Source organism: Vibrio amylolyticus, assembly GCF_023145695.1.
Lineage (GTDB): Bacteria > Pseudomonadota > Gammaproteobacteria > Enterobacterales > Vibrionaceae > Vibrio > Vibrio amylolyticus.
Genome location: NZ_JAJHVV010000005.1, coordinates 224,385 through 240,770, shown reverse-complemented (window position 1 = coordinate 240,770; position 16,386 = coordinate 224,385). Strand labels below are relative to the sequence as shown.

At 41.1% G+C, this 16,386-nt stretch carries 14 protein-coding genes; 1 reads left to right on the top strand and 13 read right to left on the bottom strand.

All coding sequences use genetic code 11. The annotated features are described in order from the left end of the window. Positions 1 to 25 precede the first annotated feature (25 nt). The gene (locus KP803_RS09785; protein WP_248008642.1) at positions 26 to 478 is read left to right on the top strand and encodes an Lrp/AsnC family transcriptional regulator; all 453 of its coding nucleotides are present in this window, start codon (positions 26 to 28) and stop codon (positions 476 to 478) included. Positions 479 to 577: 99 nt separating this feature from the next. Here KP803_RS09785 and tssG read toward each other — a convergent pair whose 3' ends face one another. The 13 genes from tssG to KP803_RS09720 all read right to left on the bottom strand — a co-directional run bounded on the left by tssG (position 578) and on the right by KP803_RS09720 (position 16,283). Beyond that, the gene (gene tssG / locus KP803_RS09780) at positions 578 to 1,576 is read right to left on the bottom strand and encodes a type VI secretion system baseplate subunit TssG (RefSeq protein WP_248008641.1); all 999 of its coding nucleotides are present in this window, start codon (positions 1,574 to 1,576) and stop codon (positions 578 to 580) included. Continuing rightward, positions 1,573 to 3,321 carry a type VI secretion system baseplate subunit TssF gene (gene tssF / locus KP803_RS09775; RefSeq protein ID WP_248008640.1) on the bottom strand — a complete coding sequence of 583 codons (1,749 nt, stop codon included), beginning with the start codon at positions 3,319 to 3,321 and terminating at the stop codon, positions 1,573 to 1,575. Before tssF ends, tssG begins: the two co-directional genes overlap by 4 nt. An 11-nt stretch (positions 3,322 to 3,332) precedes the next feature. Beyond that, positions 3,333 to 3,743, bottom strand: a complete 411-nt coding sequence (gene tssE / locus KP803_RS09770; protein ID WP_248008639.1) for a type VI secretion system baseplate subunit TssE — start codon at positions 3,741 to 3,743, stop codon at positions 3,333 to 3,335. 59 nt (positions 3,744 to 3,802) lie between these two features. After that, positions 3,803 to 5,278, bottom strand: a complete 1,476-nt coding sequence (gene tssC / locus KP803_RS09765; RefSeq protein WP_248008638.1) for a type VI secretion system contractile sheath large subunit — start codon at positions 5,276 to 5,278, stop codon at positions 3,803 to 3,805. An 8-nt stretch (positions 5,279 to 5,286) separates the two neighbouring features. Further along, on the bottom strand, positions 5,287 to 5,793 hold the full coding sequence (gene tssB / locus KP803_RS09760) for a type VI secretion system contractile sheath small subunit (protein ID WP_248008637.1): 507 nt from the start codon (positions 5,791 to 5,793) through the stop codon (positions 5,287 to 5,289). A gap of 26 nt (positions 5,794 to 5,819) precedes the next feature. Further along, positions 5,820 to 7,484 carry a type VI secretion system protein TssA gene (gene tssA, locus KP803_RS09755; RefSeq protein WP_248008636.1) on the bottom strand — a complete coding sequence of 555 codons (1,665 nt, stop codon included), beginning with the start codon at positions 7,482 to 7,484 and terminating at the stop codon, positions 5,820 to 5,822. 1 nt (position 7,485) lies between these two features. Continuing rightward, positions 7,486 to 9,477 (bottom strand): serine/threonine protein kinase, encoded by a 1,992-nt coding sequence (locus tag KP803_RS09750; protein WP_248008635.1) that lies wholly within the window; start codon positions 9,475 to 9,477, stop codon positions 7,486 to 7,488. Positions 9,478 to 9,716: 239 nt separating this feature from the next. Next, positions 9,717 to 10,664 carry a hypothetical protein gene (locus KP803_RS09745; RefSeq protein ID WP_248008634.1) on the bottom strand — a complete coding sequence of 316 codons (948 nt, stop codon included), beginning with the start codon at positions 10,662 to 10,664 and terminating at the stop codon, positions 9,717 to 9,719. A gap of 38 nt (positions 10,665 to 10,702) precedes the next feature. Continuing rightward, entirely contained in the window at positions 10,703 to 11,680 is a 978-nt protein-coding gene (locus KP803_RS09740; protein ID WP_248008633.1) for a DUF2169 family type VI secretion system accessory protein, read from the bottom strand. Then, positions 11,661 to 12,983: a hypothetical protein gene (locus KP803_RS09735; protein ID WP_248008632.1), complete on the bottom strand. Its 1,323-nt coding sequence runs from the start codon at positions 12,981 to 12,983 to the stop codon at positions 11,661 to 11,663. Before KP803_RS09735 ends, KP803_RS09740 begins: the two co-directional genes overlap by 20 nt. Before the next feature lie 23 nt (positions 12,984 to 13,006). Next, on the bottom strand, positions 13,007 to 13,492 hold the full coding sequence (locus KP803_RS09730; RefSeq protein ID WP_248008631.1) for a hypothetical protein: 486 nt from the start codon (positions 13,490 to 13,492) through the stop codon (positions 13,007 to 13,009). A gap of 80 nt (positions 13,493 to 13,572) precedes the next feature. Further along, the gene (locus KP803_RS09725; protein ID WP_248008630.1) at positions 13,573 to 15,651 is read right to left on the bottom strand and encodes a type VI secretion system Vgr family protein; all 2,079 of its coding nucleotides are present in this window, start codon (positions 15,649 to 15,651) and stop codon (positions 13,573 to 13,575) included. A gap of 113 nt (positions 15,652 to 15,764) precedes the next feature. After that, positions 15,765 to 16,283: an Hcp family type VI secretion system effector gene (locus tag KP803_RS09720; protein ID WP_248008629.1), complete on the bottom strand. Its 519-nt coding sequence runs from the start codon at positions 16,281 to 16,283 to the stop codon at positions 15,765 to 15,767. Positions 16,284 to 16,386 lie beyond the last annotated feature (103 nt).

Genomic DNA, 16,386 nt, shown 5'->3' with positions numbered 1-16,386 from the left:
TAATAATTTAACGCAGGGCATACTTATGATTTCAAATATCAATATACAAGGCTTAGACAAACTTGATAGAAAGATTCTTTCTAACTTACTCTCTAATGGGCGCGAGTCGATAGCTAACCTATCTCGAAATATCGGCTTATCTCGTACGGCGATTGCCGAACGAATAAACCGTCTCGAGAAAACAGGCATTATTAAAGGCTATACCGCTCAAATACGTATCGAGAATGAGGGAAGAAACGCATCAAGTTATTTGCTTATTTCCTGTGAAAAAGGAAAAAAGAATGATGTGAGTAACTCGTTAAAAGAGCTTCCAGAGGTTCGAATGACAAGTGTGGTAGGTGGAAGTTACGATATCATCGCTCTCATTGAAGCGCCTGATCTTCATTCTATCCACCACTTATCGAATGAAATCGAGTCTTTCTCAGGTGTTCAATCGTTAAATACGACCGTTGTACTACACCAACCTATTCGTCGATAACACTCGTTTAAGAAAACCTAAGACCTTTAATCAATAAAGTTCATTTAAAAACCGATAATAGGTATGACTATTATCGGTTTTTTATTCTTAACCAGTGAATTAAACTTCGCCAATGAGTTTAATGGTTGCGTTATTTGGCGCAGCATCACCCAACCAAAGTGTTTTACCCAACACACTTCTTTTGCTCTCACCTAACTTGTTTTTAGGAATGCAGTCTAGTTTTAAAGACAGCTTTAAATCCCAAGCCATAGGGTCTCTAAGTATGAACCTCATTAACTCCCGTAGCGTAAGATAGTGTTCCCCTCCTTTTGAAAACTGACTGTATTGCTCGAAATCCAGATCATTAATCACCAGATTAAATTTGCCTGTCAGGTCCGACATACTCTGCCCTAGATGAAGATTTTGGCCCAATCTGCAGTTTTTTCGATTTAACTGATTTCGTTGACAAGGCGCAATGTCGACCCTACGGAAAATCCATTCTTCGACATGGACATTTGAAATTCCAAAATAGTGACTAACTATCCCTGAGATTAGTTTCGGTGAGCGTGTACGTGTTGAAAGTTGGTTGGTATAAGATAGTAATTTAGCGCGATCAAGGTTATTAACCTGTGTTTCTTGTATTGATTTGGACAGTCCCGCTAAATGTAGTACTCGGCCAGAAAACTCGTCTTTAGCGTCGCTTTGATACTGAACATGGTAACGGTACTTTTTCCAAACCCGATACACCATTGACAAGTATCTATTATGGAAAAAATCAAAGAGATCTTTAACAGGGTTATCGTCAGGATCTCGGCCAGCCAGCTTTTCCGTATAGGAAGCCGGTAACGGGGAACTACTCCCGTGTAAACCAAGGAAGTTAACTTCTACTTCTGTGTAGGTATTCCCATTTCGCTCTAAACGAGTAATGGACTCCATATCACTTTTGGGAAAGCTAAGTTTAGATGAAACCTTGAATGTGATAGTTTCTTGATGAAAGTACTTGTTCTGATCAAGTGAGATATACTCACTTTTGTCACAGTACTGGTACTGCTTTTCCAGTAATGACACCGCTTGGAAAAAGCTAAACTCATGAGATTTATTGGTTAAGTGTTCAATCATAATACAGTCTGATGCCCTGTTAAACTTTCCCAGGAATATTCTTCACCCGTATTTTCGTCAAACACCTGTAACTCTGTAAATGAGTTAACACTGGAGTACAAGCGGATAAACTCGTTGAGTACATTCGTTAACAGGTACATATCCCCTTCATTCACAAAAAATCTTGAATCTACCGTTAATTTGAATTGATTACCTCTTACCGACACACCTCGAAAAATGCGGTCAATAGAGGTGAGTTCTGAATGCTTTATTCCGTCAAGTCTATGTAGTGAGGCACGGTGAGCTTGTCTATCGACGCGTGAATGAAAGTCATACGTCGAAAGTAGCACTTTCAACACATCCGTATTCGCGAGTGAAAGATAATTCAACGACATATTAGCGATAAGTTGCCACTGTAGTTCACCATTCACTTGTGGGCTTACTGATTGAGTAGGCTTAGTTATATTATGAAAAGTCGCATAAGTCGGTGATTTATGTGTCGTATAGGTAATGTCACCAACAGATAACCTTTCCGCTAAGTCACTGTTACTACATAGCAGCTTTGTCAAAACCGTTTCTGTGCCCAAGTCTGCGATATTGTTATTGTGGGTATGAAATGAAATGTTTCTCTCAAGGCCTCTATTACTTACTCTTGGTGACACAGACGTCTTGTAGAAGTCCCTTTTATCGCGTTGGTTTATTTGATGCTCGAAAGATTCGAACTCAATCAACTCTTTTTTCCTGCGCTCTTCTTTACTCCAACTCTCTACTTTTTTAATCAAATATACTTCGTAATGATCTTGGTTTTTCGTTTGAGGGCGGACACGGTATTCATTTCGTTTGTGTTCTAGGCGAATAGGATCCCCATCTTTTTCAAACAAATTTACCGCTGGCGTACAATGGAGTTTGAAGTGCTTATCTTTCACTACAACTTCTGAAGGTAATGCTCGATTAAAGTGAAAGTGTATTGTGATTGAGTGTCGCTGAGGTACTCCTTTCAGCCACTCTAAGTCGACAAGGTCAAAAAACATGAACTTATCGGGTAATGAGAAATACTCTTGTAATAAACGATAACCTGAAAACGAATTTTCACCATAAGGCAAAATAGCTTCATTTTCTCCATAGCCTACTGGGCGAATTTGCTCAGGTGTTAGCGTTTTCTTATAGCCGCCGCCAAGATCCAGCTCTACATGACTTAGGTATCGAAATAGCCATAAAAACAGTGTTCTAGTGATATGTAGCTCACCATGTAGGTGAAAACGTAAGGAATCAATATTTAACCGAGAAAGCTCAAGCCCATGATCAGCATTGAGCGTCAGCGAAACGGCTGAATTGCTGCGGCTGTTCGTCTGTTCAATTTTCGATAGATGCAGTGGGTACAAGTCAACATCATAACAGGTTTGAAACAAGCATTGAGTGGACTCGACTTGCTCACTGGCCATTTCAGCGCCACGTTTAATCGTGGTTTTCTCGGTGACACTCCCGGAATGCGGCTGTAATTCTGTTATACACATTGATGGAATGGAACGCATATAGTGCGGCCAAAGCAATGTCATCATTGATTGCGTTAGTTCCGGCAATTCATCATCTATCTTTTCTCGAATACGACCCGTTAGAAATGCAAAGCCTTCCAGTAGCCGCTCCACGTCCGGATCAAACGAACCTTCTGACAGAAAATTAGTCAGCTTAGGATGATATTTTGCAAACTCACTGCCCGACTCTTTTAGATAAGTCAGTTCATCTTGAAAATACTTACTATTACTCACAAAGACTCCAACTACAGGTTGAATTGACCATCAGTTCCCATATAAACGTTGATCGACATAGGAACTTTGCCACCGTTATGAAACACTTCTCCACTAATCCCAAACCCAAGGTGCAGAGCATTGTGGTTATCTTCTTGATAATGCACCTCCACGCTTTTCAACCTAGGCTCAAATTTTTCAATGGTGGATAGGATATTTTTCTGAATATGGCGAACAAGATTATTATTAGTTGATAGGACATCATTAAAATCGGGAAGACCGTAATCAGTGTCAATCATGGCATTACCTGAATGGGTATTCAGTAAATCCCCTAAATGAACACGAACTGATTCAATTAAGTCTTTATGTGACACCACTTTTTCGTAACTACGTTTGGGTTCACCAAGCTCAATTCGCTCTAGGAATCGATAACCTTTTTCCATTTTATACTCAAAAACGAGCAGTCAGCTCATCGCTTTCTGCTCGTACTATTTGGTTTATATTATTGGTCTAATTTGCCAACAAGTGATAGATCGAAACTCGCACCCATGTACTTGAAGTGTGGACGCACAGACATTGATACTTTGTACCAACCTGGATCGCCTTCAACATCAGACACTTCCACTTTTGCTGCACGTAATGGTCGACGACCGCGTACTTCTGCAGGTGGATTCTCTTGATCTGAAACGTATTGACGGATCCATTTATTCAATTCAGTTTCTAGATCTGCACGCTCTTTCCAAGAACCAATCTGTTCACGTTGTAGCACTTTAATGTAATGCGCTAAACGGTTAATGATGAACATATATGGTAGCTGAGTACCAAGTTTATAGTTCATTTCAGCCTGTTTACCTTCAGGTGTATTAGGGAACACCTTAGGAACTTGCACTGAGTTAGCAGAGAAGAACGACGCGTTATCTGAACCTTTACGCATTGTTAGAGCAATAAAGCCCTCTTCTGCTAGTTCATATTCACGACGGTCTGAAACAAGAATCTCTGTCGGGATCTTCGTTTCAATTTGTCCCATAGACTCGAAGTTGTAGACTGGAAGATCAGTCACAGCACCACCGCTTTGAGGGCCAATAATGTTTGGACACCAACGGTATTTCGAGAACGACTCACTGATTTTAGACGCCATTGCGTAAGCAGAGTTACCCCAGAGGAAGTTCTTATGATCTTCCGTTACTGACTCATCATAATCGAACGCTTTAATTGGGTTGTCCGACACTGAGTATGGCGTACGTAACATAAAGCGAGATGTACATAGACCAACGTAACGAGCGTCTTCATGTTCACGAAAACCACGCCACTTCGTGTATTGAGGGCCTTCAAACACAGACTTAAGGTCTTTAAGGTTCGGTAGCTCTTCATAGCTATCAAGACCGAAGAACTTAGAAGAAGCAGAGGTAATAAATGGAGCGTGCGACATCGCGCCGACATTACCCATATATTCCATTAACTTGATGTCTGGCGACGACGCTGACAGCTGGTAGTCACAGATGACTGCACCAACAGGTTTACCACCAAATTGGCCGTATTCACGCGTATAAATCTGCTTGTATAGGCCTGATTTAACCACTTCAGGAGCATCTTCAAAATCGTCTAATACTTCATCTTTTTTCGCTGAAATAAGTTCGATTTGAATATTTTCTCGGAAGTCAGTGTGGTCAACCAAGTACTTAAGACCACGCCACGTTGACTCAACCGCTTGAACTTCGTCGTTGTGTAGAATCGCATCAACTTGCTTTGATAGCTTTTGATCGATTTCTGAAATCATTAGATCGACAAGCGATTGATCCACTTTGGTTGTCGTTGAGCTACTTAATAGTTCGCCAATGAATGCTTCAACACCGCGCTTAGCGACATCGAACCCTTCATCTGAAGGTTTTAGGCGAGTTTCATTTAGAATGCTATCTAATAGCGAGCCTGAATCTGCGATGACCACTGCTTGTTCAGGTGCTTGTGCTTCTACCGTCATGGTATCCCTTACTCTGCTTTATCGTCTTGGCCATCGCCAATACTTAATTCATCCAATAACTTCTTACGCGCTTCTTCGTCTTGAAGAACTGAAGCAATTTTTTTACGGAATGCAGGTACATTACCAAGAGGCCCTTTCAGTGCGACAAGCGCTTCTCTTAGCTCTAATAAGCCATTTAGTTCCGGTACGTTTTTAGCAATGCTTTCTGGTGAAAAGTCTTTCATATTGTTGAAAGTTAAGTCCACACCTAGCTGTGCGCCTTCTTCATCAGAAAGTCGATTTTCTACGTTCACTTTTACGTTTGGAGAGTAGCCTTCTAATACTTCATTGAAGTTATCTTTATCAATGTTAATTGGCGTACGCTCTTCAATCGGCGTTTCATCAGCGCGTGCAGTAAAATCACCAACAACCATCATGCTTAGCGGTAATTCTACGTCTTCTTGTGCATCACCCGTTGCTGGAACATAACGGATATTAATTCGCTCTTTAGGAGCAACCGAGCCCTCACGTGACATAATTAGTTCCTTATCTAATTGTGTTACTAGTTATAAATTGTTTTCCACTCTTGATATTTAACAGGTAATTGTTCGCTTGTTACGTACAATGCTGTTAATGTCGTTCTGAATAGAGACTCAACTTGAAAGTACAAATGGGGTTCCCAACTCGATAAGTGGATCTCTTTTTGTATTACCCACAATTTGTCCAAATAGGGTAAACACAACGAGTACATTCCCACCGCTTGGTAAACCTGAACCATTTGTATAAGCAGCCTAAATTGCCCTCTCCCTGATACATCTTGATCAAGTTGTTGTGCAATCTTCGCTGCATAATCACCTAGGTTTGTTAAGGTGATATCCTCCATTTGCATTGCTTCCTCATCTGACTCAACCCTTACGAGTGATTGTGAGTAAGTATTTTGTTCAGAAGACGTCGAGGACAGCCAATTGATGGTTGCCTCATCAGCAAATGGAATAGAATTTTTGAATGAAAGTTTGGTGATATTAGGTAAAGCATCGACAAACGCATTCACTTCTTTTTTGACGGCGTCGGCCGCTACTTTATGGCCCAAATTACATAGCATTTGATAAACGAAGTAATGGCCTGTTAACCAAAAGGGGGCGTCTGTTAGCGTTCTTTCTAAACGCTTAATGGTTTCAATATCGCTGTTATTGTGTGCCTTGTCTTGATAGTCATTTTGCTGGTCTTGGGAAATAGCAAGACTAAGCGGTGTCATATTCTCTTTATGCTCGGGCAACGAATCGATGTCGAACCACGTTAAGTGTCTAAAAATACGATACGCCAGGGGCAATCCAATATTCGACGAGATTAAGTTTTCTGCGACGCTTTTAAGCGTTTTCTTTGAGGCTGAAGGCGAGGAAAAATCGGTATCTAAGTCGATGGTACTCGAAGGTTTTGTTGCTATCGTGTTTTTCTCATCACCTCGGTTAACGTGAGCCTTCTCAGGTAATCGGGCTTCAGATGAATCATCGTTCACTCGCTCCTGTTTTCTTGAAGGGGCATTGACACTCTCACTTTGCTTGTTGCCACTGCCATCTTGACTGGCTGATCCCATTGTTTGAGATAACACTTCTCGTGAGCTTGTTTCTACATTTCCTTGTGCATCTTTCAAAGGCTCTAAATCAGTTCCCGTAGATTCATCTTGCACGCCGACTCTTTGCGATAACGCATTGAGAGCTGATTTAATTTCAAAAAAGTCAGCTTCCGAATCGTGATAAACACCGTCAAATTGACACTGAACCTTACTTAACAAGTCTTGGCACGAAGAAACATCAGACCACGATGTGACATTGTCACTCATTGCGTTAATTGGAGTTTTTAACTGTTGGTTAAGCCACTCGATAGCGCCGTCACGTCCACGCTTTCGGTTTGGAAAAAGGTCTGAACCATATCGAATGAATGCACCTAAGAGTAAACTGAGACCTTGATTTAGGCCTTCAAGTTTTGAATCTTCGACCAATGCTCTTATAAGATAACAAATCGCCTTCAAGTCTTTACTATGAGATGACAGAACCTCAACAGCGTAGTCTTGGACCACTTTCCAATCGACAGTCTCTCCAAACAAGGAGCCAAATTTCTTGATTTCTGCTTCCATCATCTCGTAGCAGAATTCATAACGTGCATCCTCGCCTGAAGGTAGGCTCTCAGAAATGGGTTCTAAAAGTGAGTCGATATCAATCAGAGACATATTAACTTTCTCCCAGTAAACGGTGGTTTTGCAAAGCTCTTTGCACTGCTATCGCGCCACGGGAAGGTGTTGATTGTTGATGATTGCTATCAATAGCGTCCGCTGCCATTCGATTAAGTAAATCACTGACCTCATGGAATTTCTTCGGTGCGTTACGCTCTAACTCTTGTAGTGATTCTGTCAGCTTATTTTCATCGAAAATGGAGCGATCAGTGACAGTGCTGAATAGAATATATTCGCTACGTGCTACCCTAAGCTCTCTCTCTTTGGCAATCAGTTCAGGAGTTCGACCGAAAAATAGTGCCGCAGACTTTATCTCTGAAATCGCTTTAGAGTAATAATGGTTTCTTACATTATTTTCTATTGATTCATTCAGTTCATTCATCAAAGATTTTGGTAATACTTGACTATAAAAATAGGCATTGGCCTGGTTACTTTGCCATTGTGCCTTTATGTACTGGTCTACCGCCTCACCTTCACCTTTCAAAATTGAATCAATCAATGAGTGGTTAATTCCACCGGCAATATTTGCGATTTGTTCTGCTTCTATCGTAACCGAGTTCAATATCGCCATGGTGTTGCTCAAAGTGCGGTCTGTACTTGGCTGTATGTGACCGTCCATAAGCATGGACTCTCTTAACGCCACTAACTCGGTTCTGATATTATTTAGTGACGGCGCCAAATTCATTGCTATTTGATGTTGACCAACAATTGAATCTTTTCGGCTGCGATACAAGTGTGACAGTTTTAACTGCTGAACTTGGTAGGCTTCTCTATAAGGCGCTAACGACACAACATCATTAGACATATCGTTCAACGCCGCTTCGATATCCCATGGCGCTTGTGCGATAAACGCGGCTGTTTGGGCCGGCTTTACAGAGCCGATTCCATCTTGTGTGCGGCTATCTGACGCAACAATCGTCTTCCATTCAGGTTGGTTAGACGTATAAAGATATGACCCCGTCATTGCTACTACACTTGCGACCAATGCGGCTTCTAGATACTTAAACCGTCCAACAGAAAACTTATCTAAAGCACTACGTGGCGTTAACACTAGGTCAGCATTACGTAGGTTGGTAAAAATTGGTGCAGTATTAGTCACCTCTAGTGAACGTACATCGATTTGTGCAAGTCGCTGTGCGAACGCGATTGCTGTTAAACCATGATCACGAGGCTGTTTGATGACTTGTTTTAGTAACGTCCATACATGCTTTGGTATAAGGTTAGGTCGTCGACGTGCATTCAGTTGATTTAACCAACCATCTCCATAAATGGCGCCTAAGAAAAGATGCCCAGTTAACAATGCTAACGAGTAAACGTCATCTTTAGGTTTTGCTGTACCCGACTTCAAGTACAGAGGAGAAGCGTATTTTAAGCTTGCTTCTGCATAATCTTCCGCTTCATCGATATATCTAGATGCACCAAAATCAATCAACTTAACGTTGTCATTATCACAAATAAGGATGTTTGAAGGCTTAATATCGAGGTGACAGATCCCACGGGTATGCATGTATTCCAGAGCGCCTGATAATTGGTAAATCAACCAAGCGATGTGATCATGTCTAAATCCTTTGCCAGAATAACGAGACATTTTGTCAGCGAGACTTTCACCCTTAATCCATTCGTACATCAGGTAAGGGCGATCGAACTCGGTACCGACCTTAATAAATTCGGCAACGCTAGGGTGTTGCGATATTTCTAAACGGCTCGCTTCTTTAACAAGCATATCGCGGGCGAAATCTAACGCATCTTCATTGACAACTTTGCAGCAAATTTGATGTTCTGGTTCAGCTTTTTTGGCGAGATGATAAACCGTTGTTTTACCATTTTTTGAAGGCAGTGTTTCTAATACTTCAAACTCCGAAAAAAGAACATACTCCAGCTTAGGCTTGTTATTTTCAGCCATGCGCTGCTGTTGCAATTTTCTTTTTTCAATCGCTTTTACAACTAACTGGTCAACTAAACCATTTGGAGTTTGCTGCTTATCGGACACTGCGTTCTCTTTAATAACTACAATTATTTAGGAACGCATATTAATAACTCTTAAGGACCATTTTCAACACTGCAAAAGCAAACCATCACTATGTCTATTATTTCAGTTAAACTAACTAAAAGTTGATTGTTATTTACAATCTGTATGACGGTTTTTTACACCCTCTTATATGACTTTCATTCCAGTTTTTGCGTCGTAAATGAATGAACTTAACTAAGCATTACCTTTACTTAATTAAATCAGTGGAGGTGTTTTTTCATTGTAATTATTGCGTTTTCATTGCTTTGTGAAAATAAGAATAAGCTTGCTAGGTTATTTGACGTTTGTTCATTGATCACGGTTGAAATAAGCGTATTGACTGAGCTTTCCCCCAGACTCCCCCATAATGTGTTTATTAGAAACGGCTGTTGAGGGTTTGTGAATTTTTCCGCTCTCGCGCCGATAGCAAAGCCGTAAGCTTCGGTTTCTGAACGCTTGTTGGTCATATTAGAATAAACGTTACCTAGGCACTCATTCGTTTTAGATACTTCGCGAATTAGTCTCATCATCCCGCGACGATCATCAGAATGTTCACTGAGCAATTGACCAAATTCAGCGAGTGGTTTAATTTTTAACGTGTCGAGTATGTTCGCTTTAGTCAATATCAACCCTCCAGCCCCTTCACTTGGGATGAGACCCCAAGGGTTTTCATCTGACATCACGACACCATCTTCAATCAGTTCTGGGCATCTGTGGTAGAGAGAATCAACACAGATACTTAATAGCGCATCGCTTCTATCCAGTGCCTTTAACGACTTTTGTAAAAACTGTATCCCGGTCGAATGACAAAGGGTAATATTTGATATCCAACGGTTACATTCTAACTGTTCCAGTTTTTCCTTAACACTGTGTGTCTTCAGCACGTCGGGAATCGATACATAGAGCGGAATAGGCTTCAGCGGTTTCGGGATCTGTTTGAGCAGGGAGTTAATTAATATGTTAAGCATTTCTACGCTTCTTTCTTCTTGATCATCCGAAGATAAGAACTCAACATTTGCGTAAGTGAATCGTTCAGGTTTATTTTCAACACTCTTTTGGCTAAATAAGCTCAAATCAGCTTTTGCAACTGACAGAGCCATTTCCAAATTCATCCCCGTTGGTGTTACTACATCAGCGCCAATTATAAAGCGACCACTGCTTAGACTCATATAAGTTACTCATATTACATATTGATAGTGCGGCTTAATTATTTTTTAATTTTTTCTACAGCCGTTGTCGTTAACAGATGCTCTTTAGATTGACATGAAAAAGCCGCTGTATAAGTTATTGTTATTTGTTTTTCTTCTGCATCGATAAATACAGTGTTGATTGGCATTTCAAGGCTACGCTCCTTCTTATTAAACGCAGCAACGGCAATATAGCGCTCTTCAGGTACACGAAAAATCATGGTGTCATTGTGACAAAAGCCACTTAACATCATCCTCTCACCGCCTTTTAGGTGGCCGTTACACTGTTGGTCTTTCGGAGCACACTGATAATATCGATCATCAAAATCTTCTGGCAGTAGTGGCCTACGATTTTCAATCCAGTTCTCATCATAAGTACCAGCATGCATGTAGCGATCAGCAAAAAATGGAGGTAATGGTCCAAAACCCGCGACTCGAATTGCTTTGCTGCTCGTTGACCAGTCTTCTTTCGAATAGAATACACTCGGCACATTCATACCTGTGAGTTCTTTTATCGAAGTTCCAACACCTTTACCCAAACGATTGCGTTCATCTCCGCCAAAAGCGTGTGAATAATCAATCGCCTTGTCTATAAATGGCTGTGTTGCTGTCACAGTCAGACTACCGCTATGCTCTACCCATTTTCTGTCACCAAAAACCGTTAACGTTTTATCAATGTGTTCATCGACAAGAAGCCGACATTCATGATAAGTAACCGGTTTTTTTGCGTACGACCTTGCTCTACCGTATACAATCACATCGGTATTACGTTTAAGGATCGGAAAATCATGATCGATCTTCATCGCTGATCTTCCTGGTTCGTCTAAATAAACGGGGGTATCTGCTATACTGGTTTCAACCGTTTCTACCCATTGGTTTTCAACCCAATCCCACCCACGCTTTACAGTGACTACCCAAACCTCATTCCCTTCTTTATCACGCTGAAAGCAACCATGAATCTTTAGGTTGTCATTCGCTTCAATGTCCCAAAGTTGCAATGTGTTGTCCTCTATTGTCAAAACGCCTTAACGCCATCTGATTTGATTTGAACTTGTGGAATAGTGTTTTCTGTTGCTCTGATGACATATAAGCGTTCCATGGAAAATACGTACTCGAGTGCAAACAGAGTGAACGCCAGATCCATAATCTAAATTCCGCGGGAATATGTTTATTTAATAGCGTCTCTATTGTCGATTCAGAGGTAGCAGGTTTGCCAAAACGTAATTGGGTTTCAAACCTGTGTTCATTTTTTTCATACCACTCTGCTAACAGAGCCAAGGCATCTTCCCATTCATATTCAATGCCAAGTTTCGATGGGTTTAAAGGAAAAGCGTCACCATAGAGAACGTAAAGTGCGTATAGCCACTCCTCACCTTCATCAGCCTCTAGCGTGACCATATAAGCAAGTGTTGCCTCTACATCTTCTATGTCACCGGCGATAGCTAGGTGAATTGGTGCTTTTTCTGAAGTGACATCAAATACAACAAGGTCTTTGATCTCTAATATATGAACATAGGTGACAATGTCACTATACTCTGCTTTATCAAGACTATTCCCAAACGTATGTCTAAGCCAAGTGTTCCTATTTTCGCGACCAACTAATCTTTCAAAAAGAAACGCATCACCTTCTACAAGTTTTTCTAACTCGTCACGAGCCTCCATATCACCATTTAAAGAGAACAACGGAAGTAATTCGATATCTGAAAGTTTGTTTTGCTTTAGAAAATGATTTAACAATGAATAACTGGCTGTTTGCCTTAGATGCAACCAATATAGGCAGTTCGACTTTAATGGCGCATCGCCACTGATCATTTCAGCCAGAACAATATCTAGGTCGCTTCTTTTTGAACCAGAAACCAGTAACGTGACTATGTTCTTGTCGACCTTGTTCGAACTATAAAGCGCCGATAGAAGATGTTCTCGCTTCATTTCAAATTGCTTATCTAGCATTAACCATAAATACGTTTCCGGGGATCGTTCTCTAACTTCATACACCAAGCCCGGTGCGAGGTGAAAAAACGAAACAAAAACGTCTTTATATTGTTCCAGTTTTCGTTCGATTAGTTTGATGTAATCACAAGAACCACAGGGAAAACCCAGTTCGTGTTTGAATTTCCACTGCTTTAGTAAGAACGTAATCGATTCTATTGCAATGTCGGATTTTTCACGGCAAAACCCCACCCAGTTTGGGTCCATATCCTTTAATTTAACAATCTCTGATTCGATAAACTCTTCATTCGAAATGATATCACTGTCGGTAATTGGTGAATTCAGCTGTTGTACATTTATTCGTTGCATCATGCCGGTCTATTCTGTTATTGAGGTTAGTTAATTGAAACTGTTCCACCTTGAATCTTGTTCGCTTTATCAGCTTGAGTAGTTATAAATCTACCCTTTGTTGTTACACGCCCGTCACGTCCGCTGTAGCGTGTTTCGGTTTCTCCACTTCTAAGCACTAATTCGCTCTTTGTTTCGAGAACCAACTTATTTGCCCTGATAGTTAACTCTTCCGACTCGTCCAATATTGAGAAAAATATATCGGTAATAACCGGTAACGTTAGATCCGCACCAATAAACTCAACCCTACAATTAAGTTGATTATCGACTGCCATCGTTAACTCAGAAAGCGTGAAACTACGCCCAAGACGAGCCATGATAGGCTGACCAAGCACATTGCCTTCAAAATCGACTTTGACCGCCCCGTTTGCTTTATAGATCTCTGTAATTGTTCCAAAACGAGAAAAGCAAGCCGGTGATTCGGCTTGCTGGTACGACTCTTTTTCATCTAATAACGTCGTTTTCTTATACATAATTCATTGGGTTCCGATGACTCATTCGTTCAAACCGAGCTAATGTCATTAGCCAATAGCAGTATTAATAGATCGCAACATCAGTTAATTGCAACATCAGCACCTTTAACAATTACCTTCGTGCTTCCTTCAATCATTATCGATACACCAGACAGATTGATCGTCCCGTCACTGTTCATCGATAGTGAAGAAGCCCCTGTTTTCAGCACGATACTGTCGCCACTGATTACCTGTGTCGATGCATCAGACTTATAAGAGATGTTCTTATCGACTGAAACCGTTAAGTTGCCACCGACACTTTGATTATCATCTTTACTAATGTCAGAACTGCGTGACGCTCCAACAACTAAGTTACTATTTTGGCCAACATCTAAGTCGTCGTTTTTACCGATCACAGTTGCGCGGTTATCACCAATATCTAACGACGTGTTGTTCTTTACAGATTGTTTTTCATTCGCGTTGTAGGTCACGCTAACGTCTTGTTCGACAGTTTCCGTAAACGTACTATTTACTGTTGTCGTTTTATGGCCTTCGATGGTTTCTTTATGATCACCCTTAATTTCATTGGTTTGGTGGCGATCCACTTTCAAGAATTCATCTTGACCTATGTTTCTAAATCGGTCATTCAACACCTTCGTGGACATATCCTTTTGTGCATGGATATAAACTTCTTCTTGATTTGCTTCGTCTTCAAAGCTTAATTCGTTAAAACCGGAACCTTTATGCGTATGGGTTCTAAACGTCGTTCTTGTTTTGTTTTCTGGAAGTGAATACGGAGGAAAATGCAGACCGTTATACACTGCACCGGTTACTAACGGTCTATCAGGGTCGCCTTCCAGAAAAGTAACCACGACTTCATGGCCAATTCGAGGTAAATACACTGCTCCCCACGTTGGAGCCGCCATAGATTGGCTGACACGTATCCAACAACTGGAATGCTCGTCTGATTCTCCATAACGATCCCAATGAAACTGAACCTTAATTCTACCTAAGCTATCAGTATAAATTTCCTCACTTGATGGGCCAACAACAACCGCTGTTTGTGGCCCGTCGACAAGTGGTGCTGGAAGTTTCGGCGCTTTAAACTCTACATCTCTTGGAATACAAACAAATTGATTGCTATAAGTCGTCGGCATTCCATTTGCTTCATCTTCATGAACTTGTGGGTTATGGCCATTGTGAGTCACAGACAGCATCAAATAGTCACGATTTATCGCACTTCGTGGGTGCTCGCCGATATCGAAACTATAACCTGCCGTTAAGCGCATAACGTCACTGGCTGCTTCAACCTGTTGATTATCGACAATATTATCCGAAGCCCATTCGTTAGCACGATGTTGACCTGACTCAGGCTCACTATAACGTCCAGGGTAATCGAAGAGCTTAAGATCTTGATCAAGCTCACCATTACTTTCCATCAATTGGGGAATATTTGGGTGTTCATAGTTGTAATCTGTATGAGAAACGTGCCCAGATCTCACTCTGTTAACCAGCTCTAAATCTGAGATGTGCTCTCGGTCTGCAACACCTCCCCCATCAGCATGGTAAGTAATGGGTCCTATATAAGAGGAATTGAGAGGAGTGCTACTGAGGTCTTCGATAGAATCACTACTATCAACAATGACCATTGAGTGGTTCGATGCTGTGTGCTCGAAGTAATACCATAAACCGTGCTCTGCGAGTAACCGTTGTACAAATTGAATATCGGTTTCACGATACTGTAGTACATACTCTTTTGAACTGTAGGTACGCGAAAGCTCCATTCGGTAGTTGCTGACCGCTGCTTCATCAAGTACTTGAGCAATGATTTCAGGTGCTGTCTGTCTTTGGAATATTCGGCAATCTTGTCGTTGACTTAAAAACCATACTTCCGGTACAAGTAGTAGCTGATAGCGCGAGAATCTACGACCTTGTCCAAGGTATCGCACCTCATTGACAACGCCGTTAAAGTTTCTTGCTGTCGCACTTCCCTGACCGTACACACTGAGTAGACCAGGTTTTCTAATTAACGAGTCAAAAGTGATATCAGCATCAAGTGAAAGCAATGAAATGCTTACCTGGAACGGCTTTGATAGCTCTTCGATGACTTGAAAACTTTCAACTCGAAATTCATGCCCTGATCCTGGAACTTCAAACTTAAACTCTACGTCATTATTCATATCTTTTACCTGATGCAAATATTCAATGGTAAGGTCGCACTAAAAATGTGGTAACTACCAAAATAAAAACTGGGTCAACTAACAAGTTGACCCATAAATTAACGAAAAACGAATTACGCTTCGCGTGGAGTACGCCAGTCGTCGTTACCGCCCTTACCACAAACTTCGTGTGTTACTTCAATAGCACGGTAAGTGAACTTAAGAACTTCTTCAGTAACACGATCAGCCGTTGCTACGTCTTGGCAATGCGCCATACGAGTTTCCATATCAACAAGAAGCGCATCAATCAGTTTGATTGTGTAGTAATGCTCTTGCTTACCTTGTACTGAAGTACGGTAGAAACGGATTTGACATTCAGGAAGCTTCTCGCCAGATACCAATGCATTGAATAGTAGTGGTGAACAGCAATCTTGCTGCTTAGTTACTACTACAGGCTTATGAACACGCTGCCCTGTTGGTTGACCACTTTGAGGATCGCGTGGAATCGTAATTACGTGGTCGATCTCTTGAACCATAAACTCATCAAGGTGAGCTTCTTGCCAAGCGTTACCTACTGAATCTGCTGAGTATGCATCTTTAGTGATTTCGCCTTGAGATTCACCTGTAATTGACATATATGCTGGAGTTGGCATGTGTAGTTCCTTTTAATATAAATTTTGTTTAGTTAGTTAATTCACCAAACCGCTTATCACCGCGATCTGATTTTACTAATACAAATCGCATGCCAATTTTTAT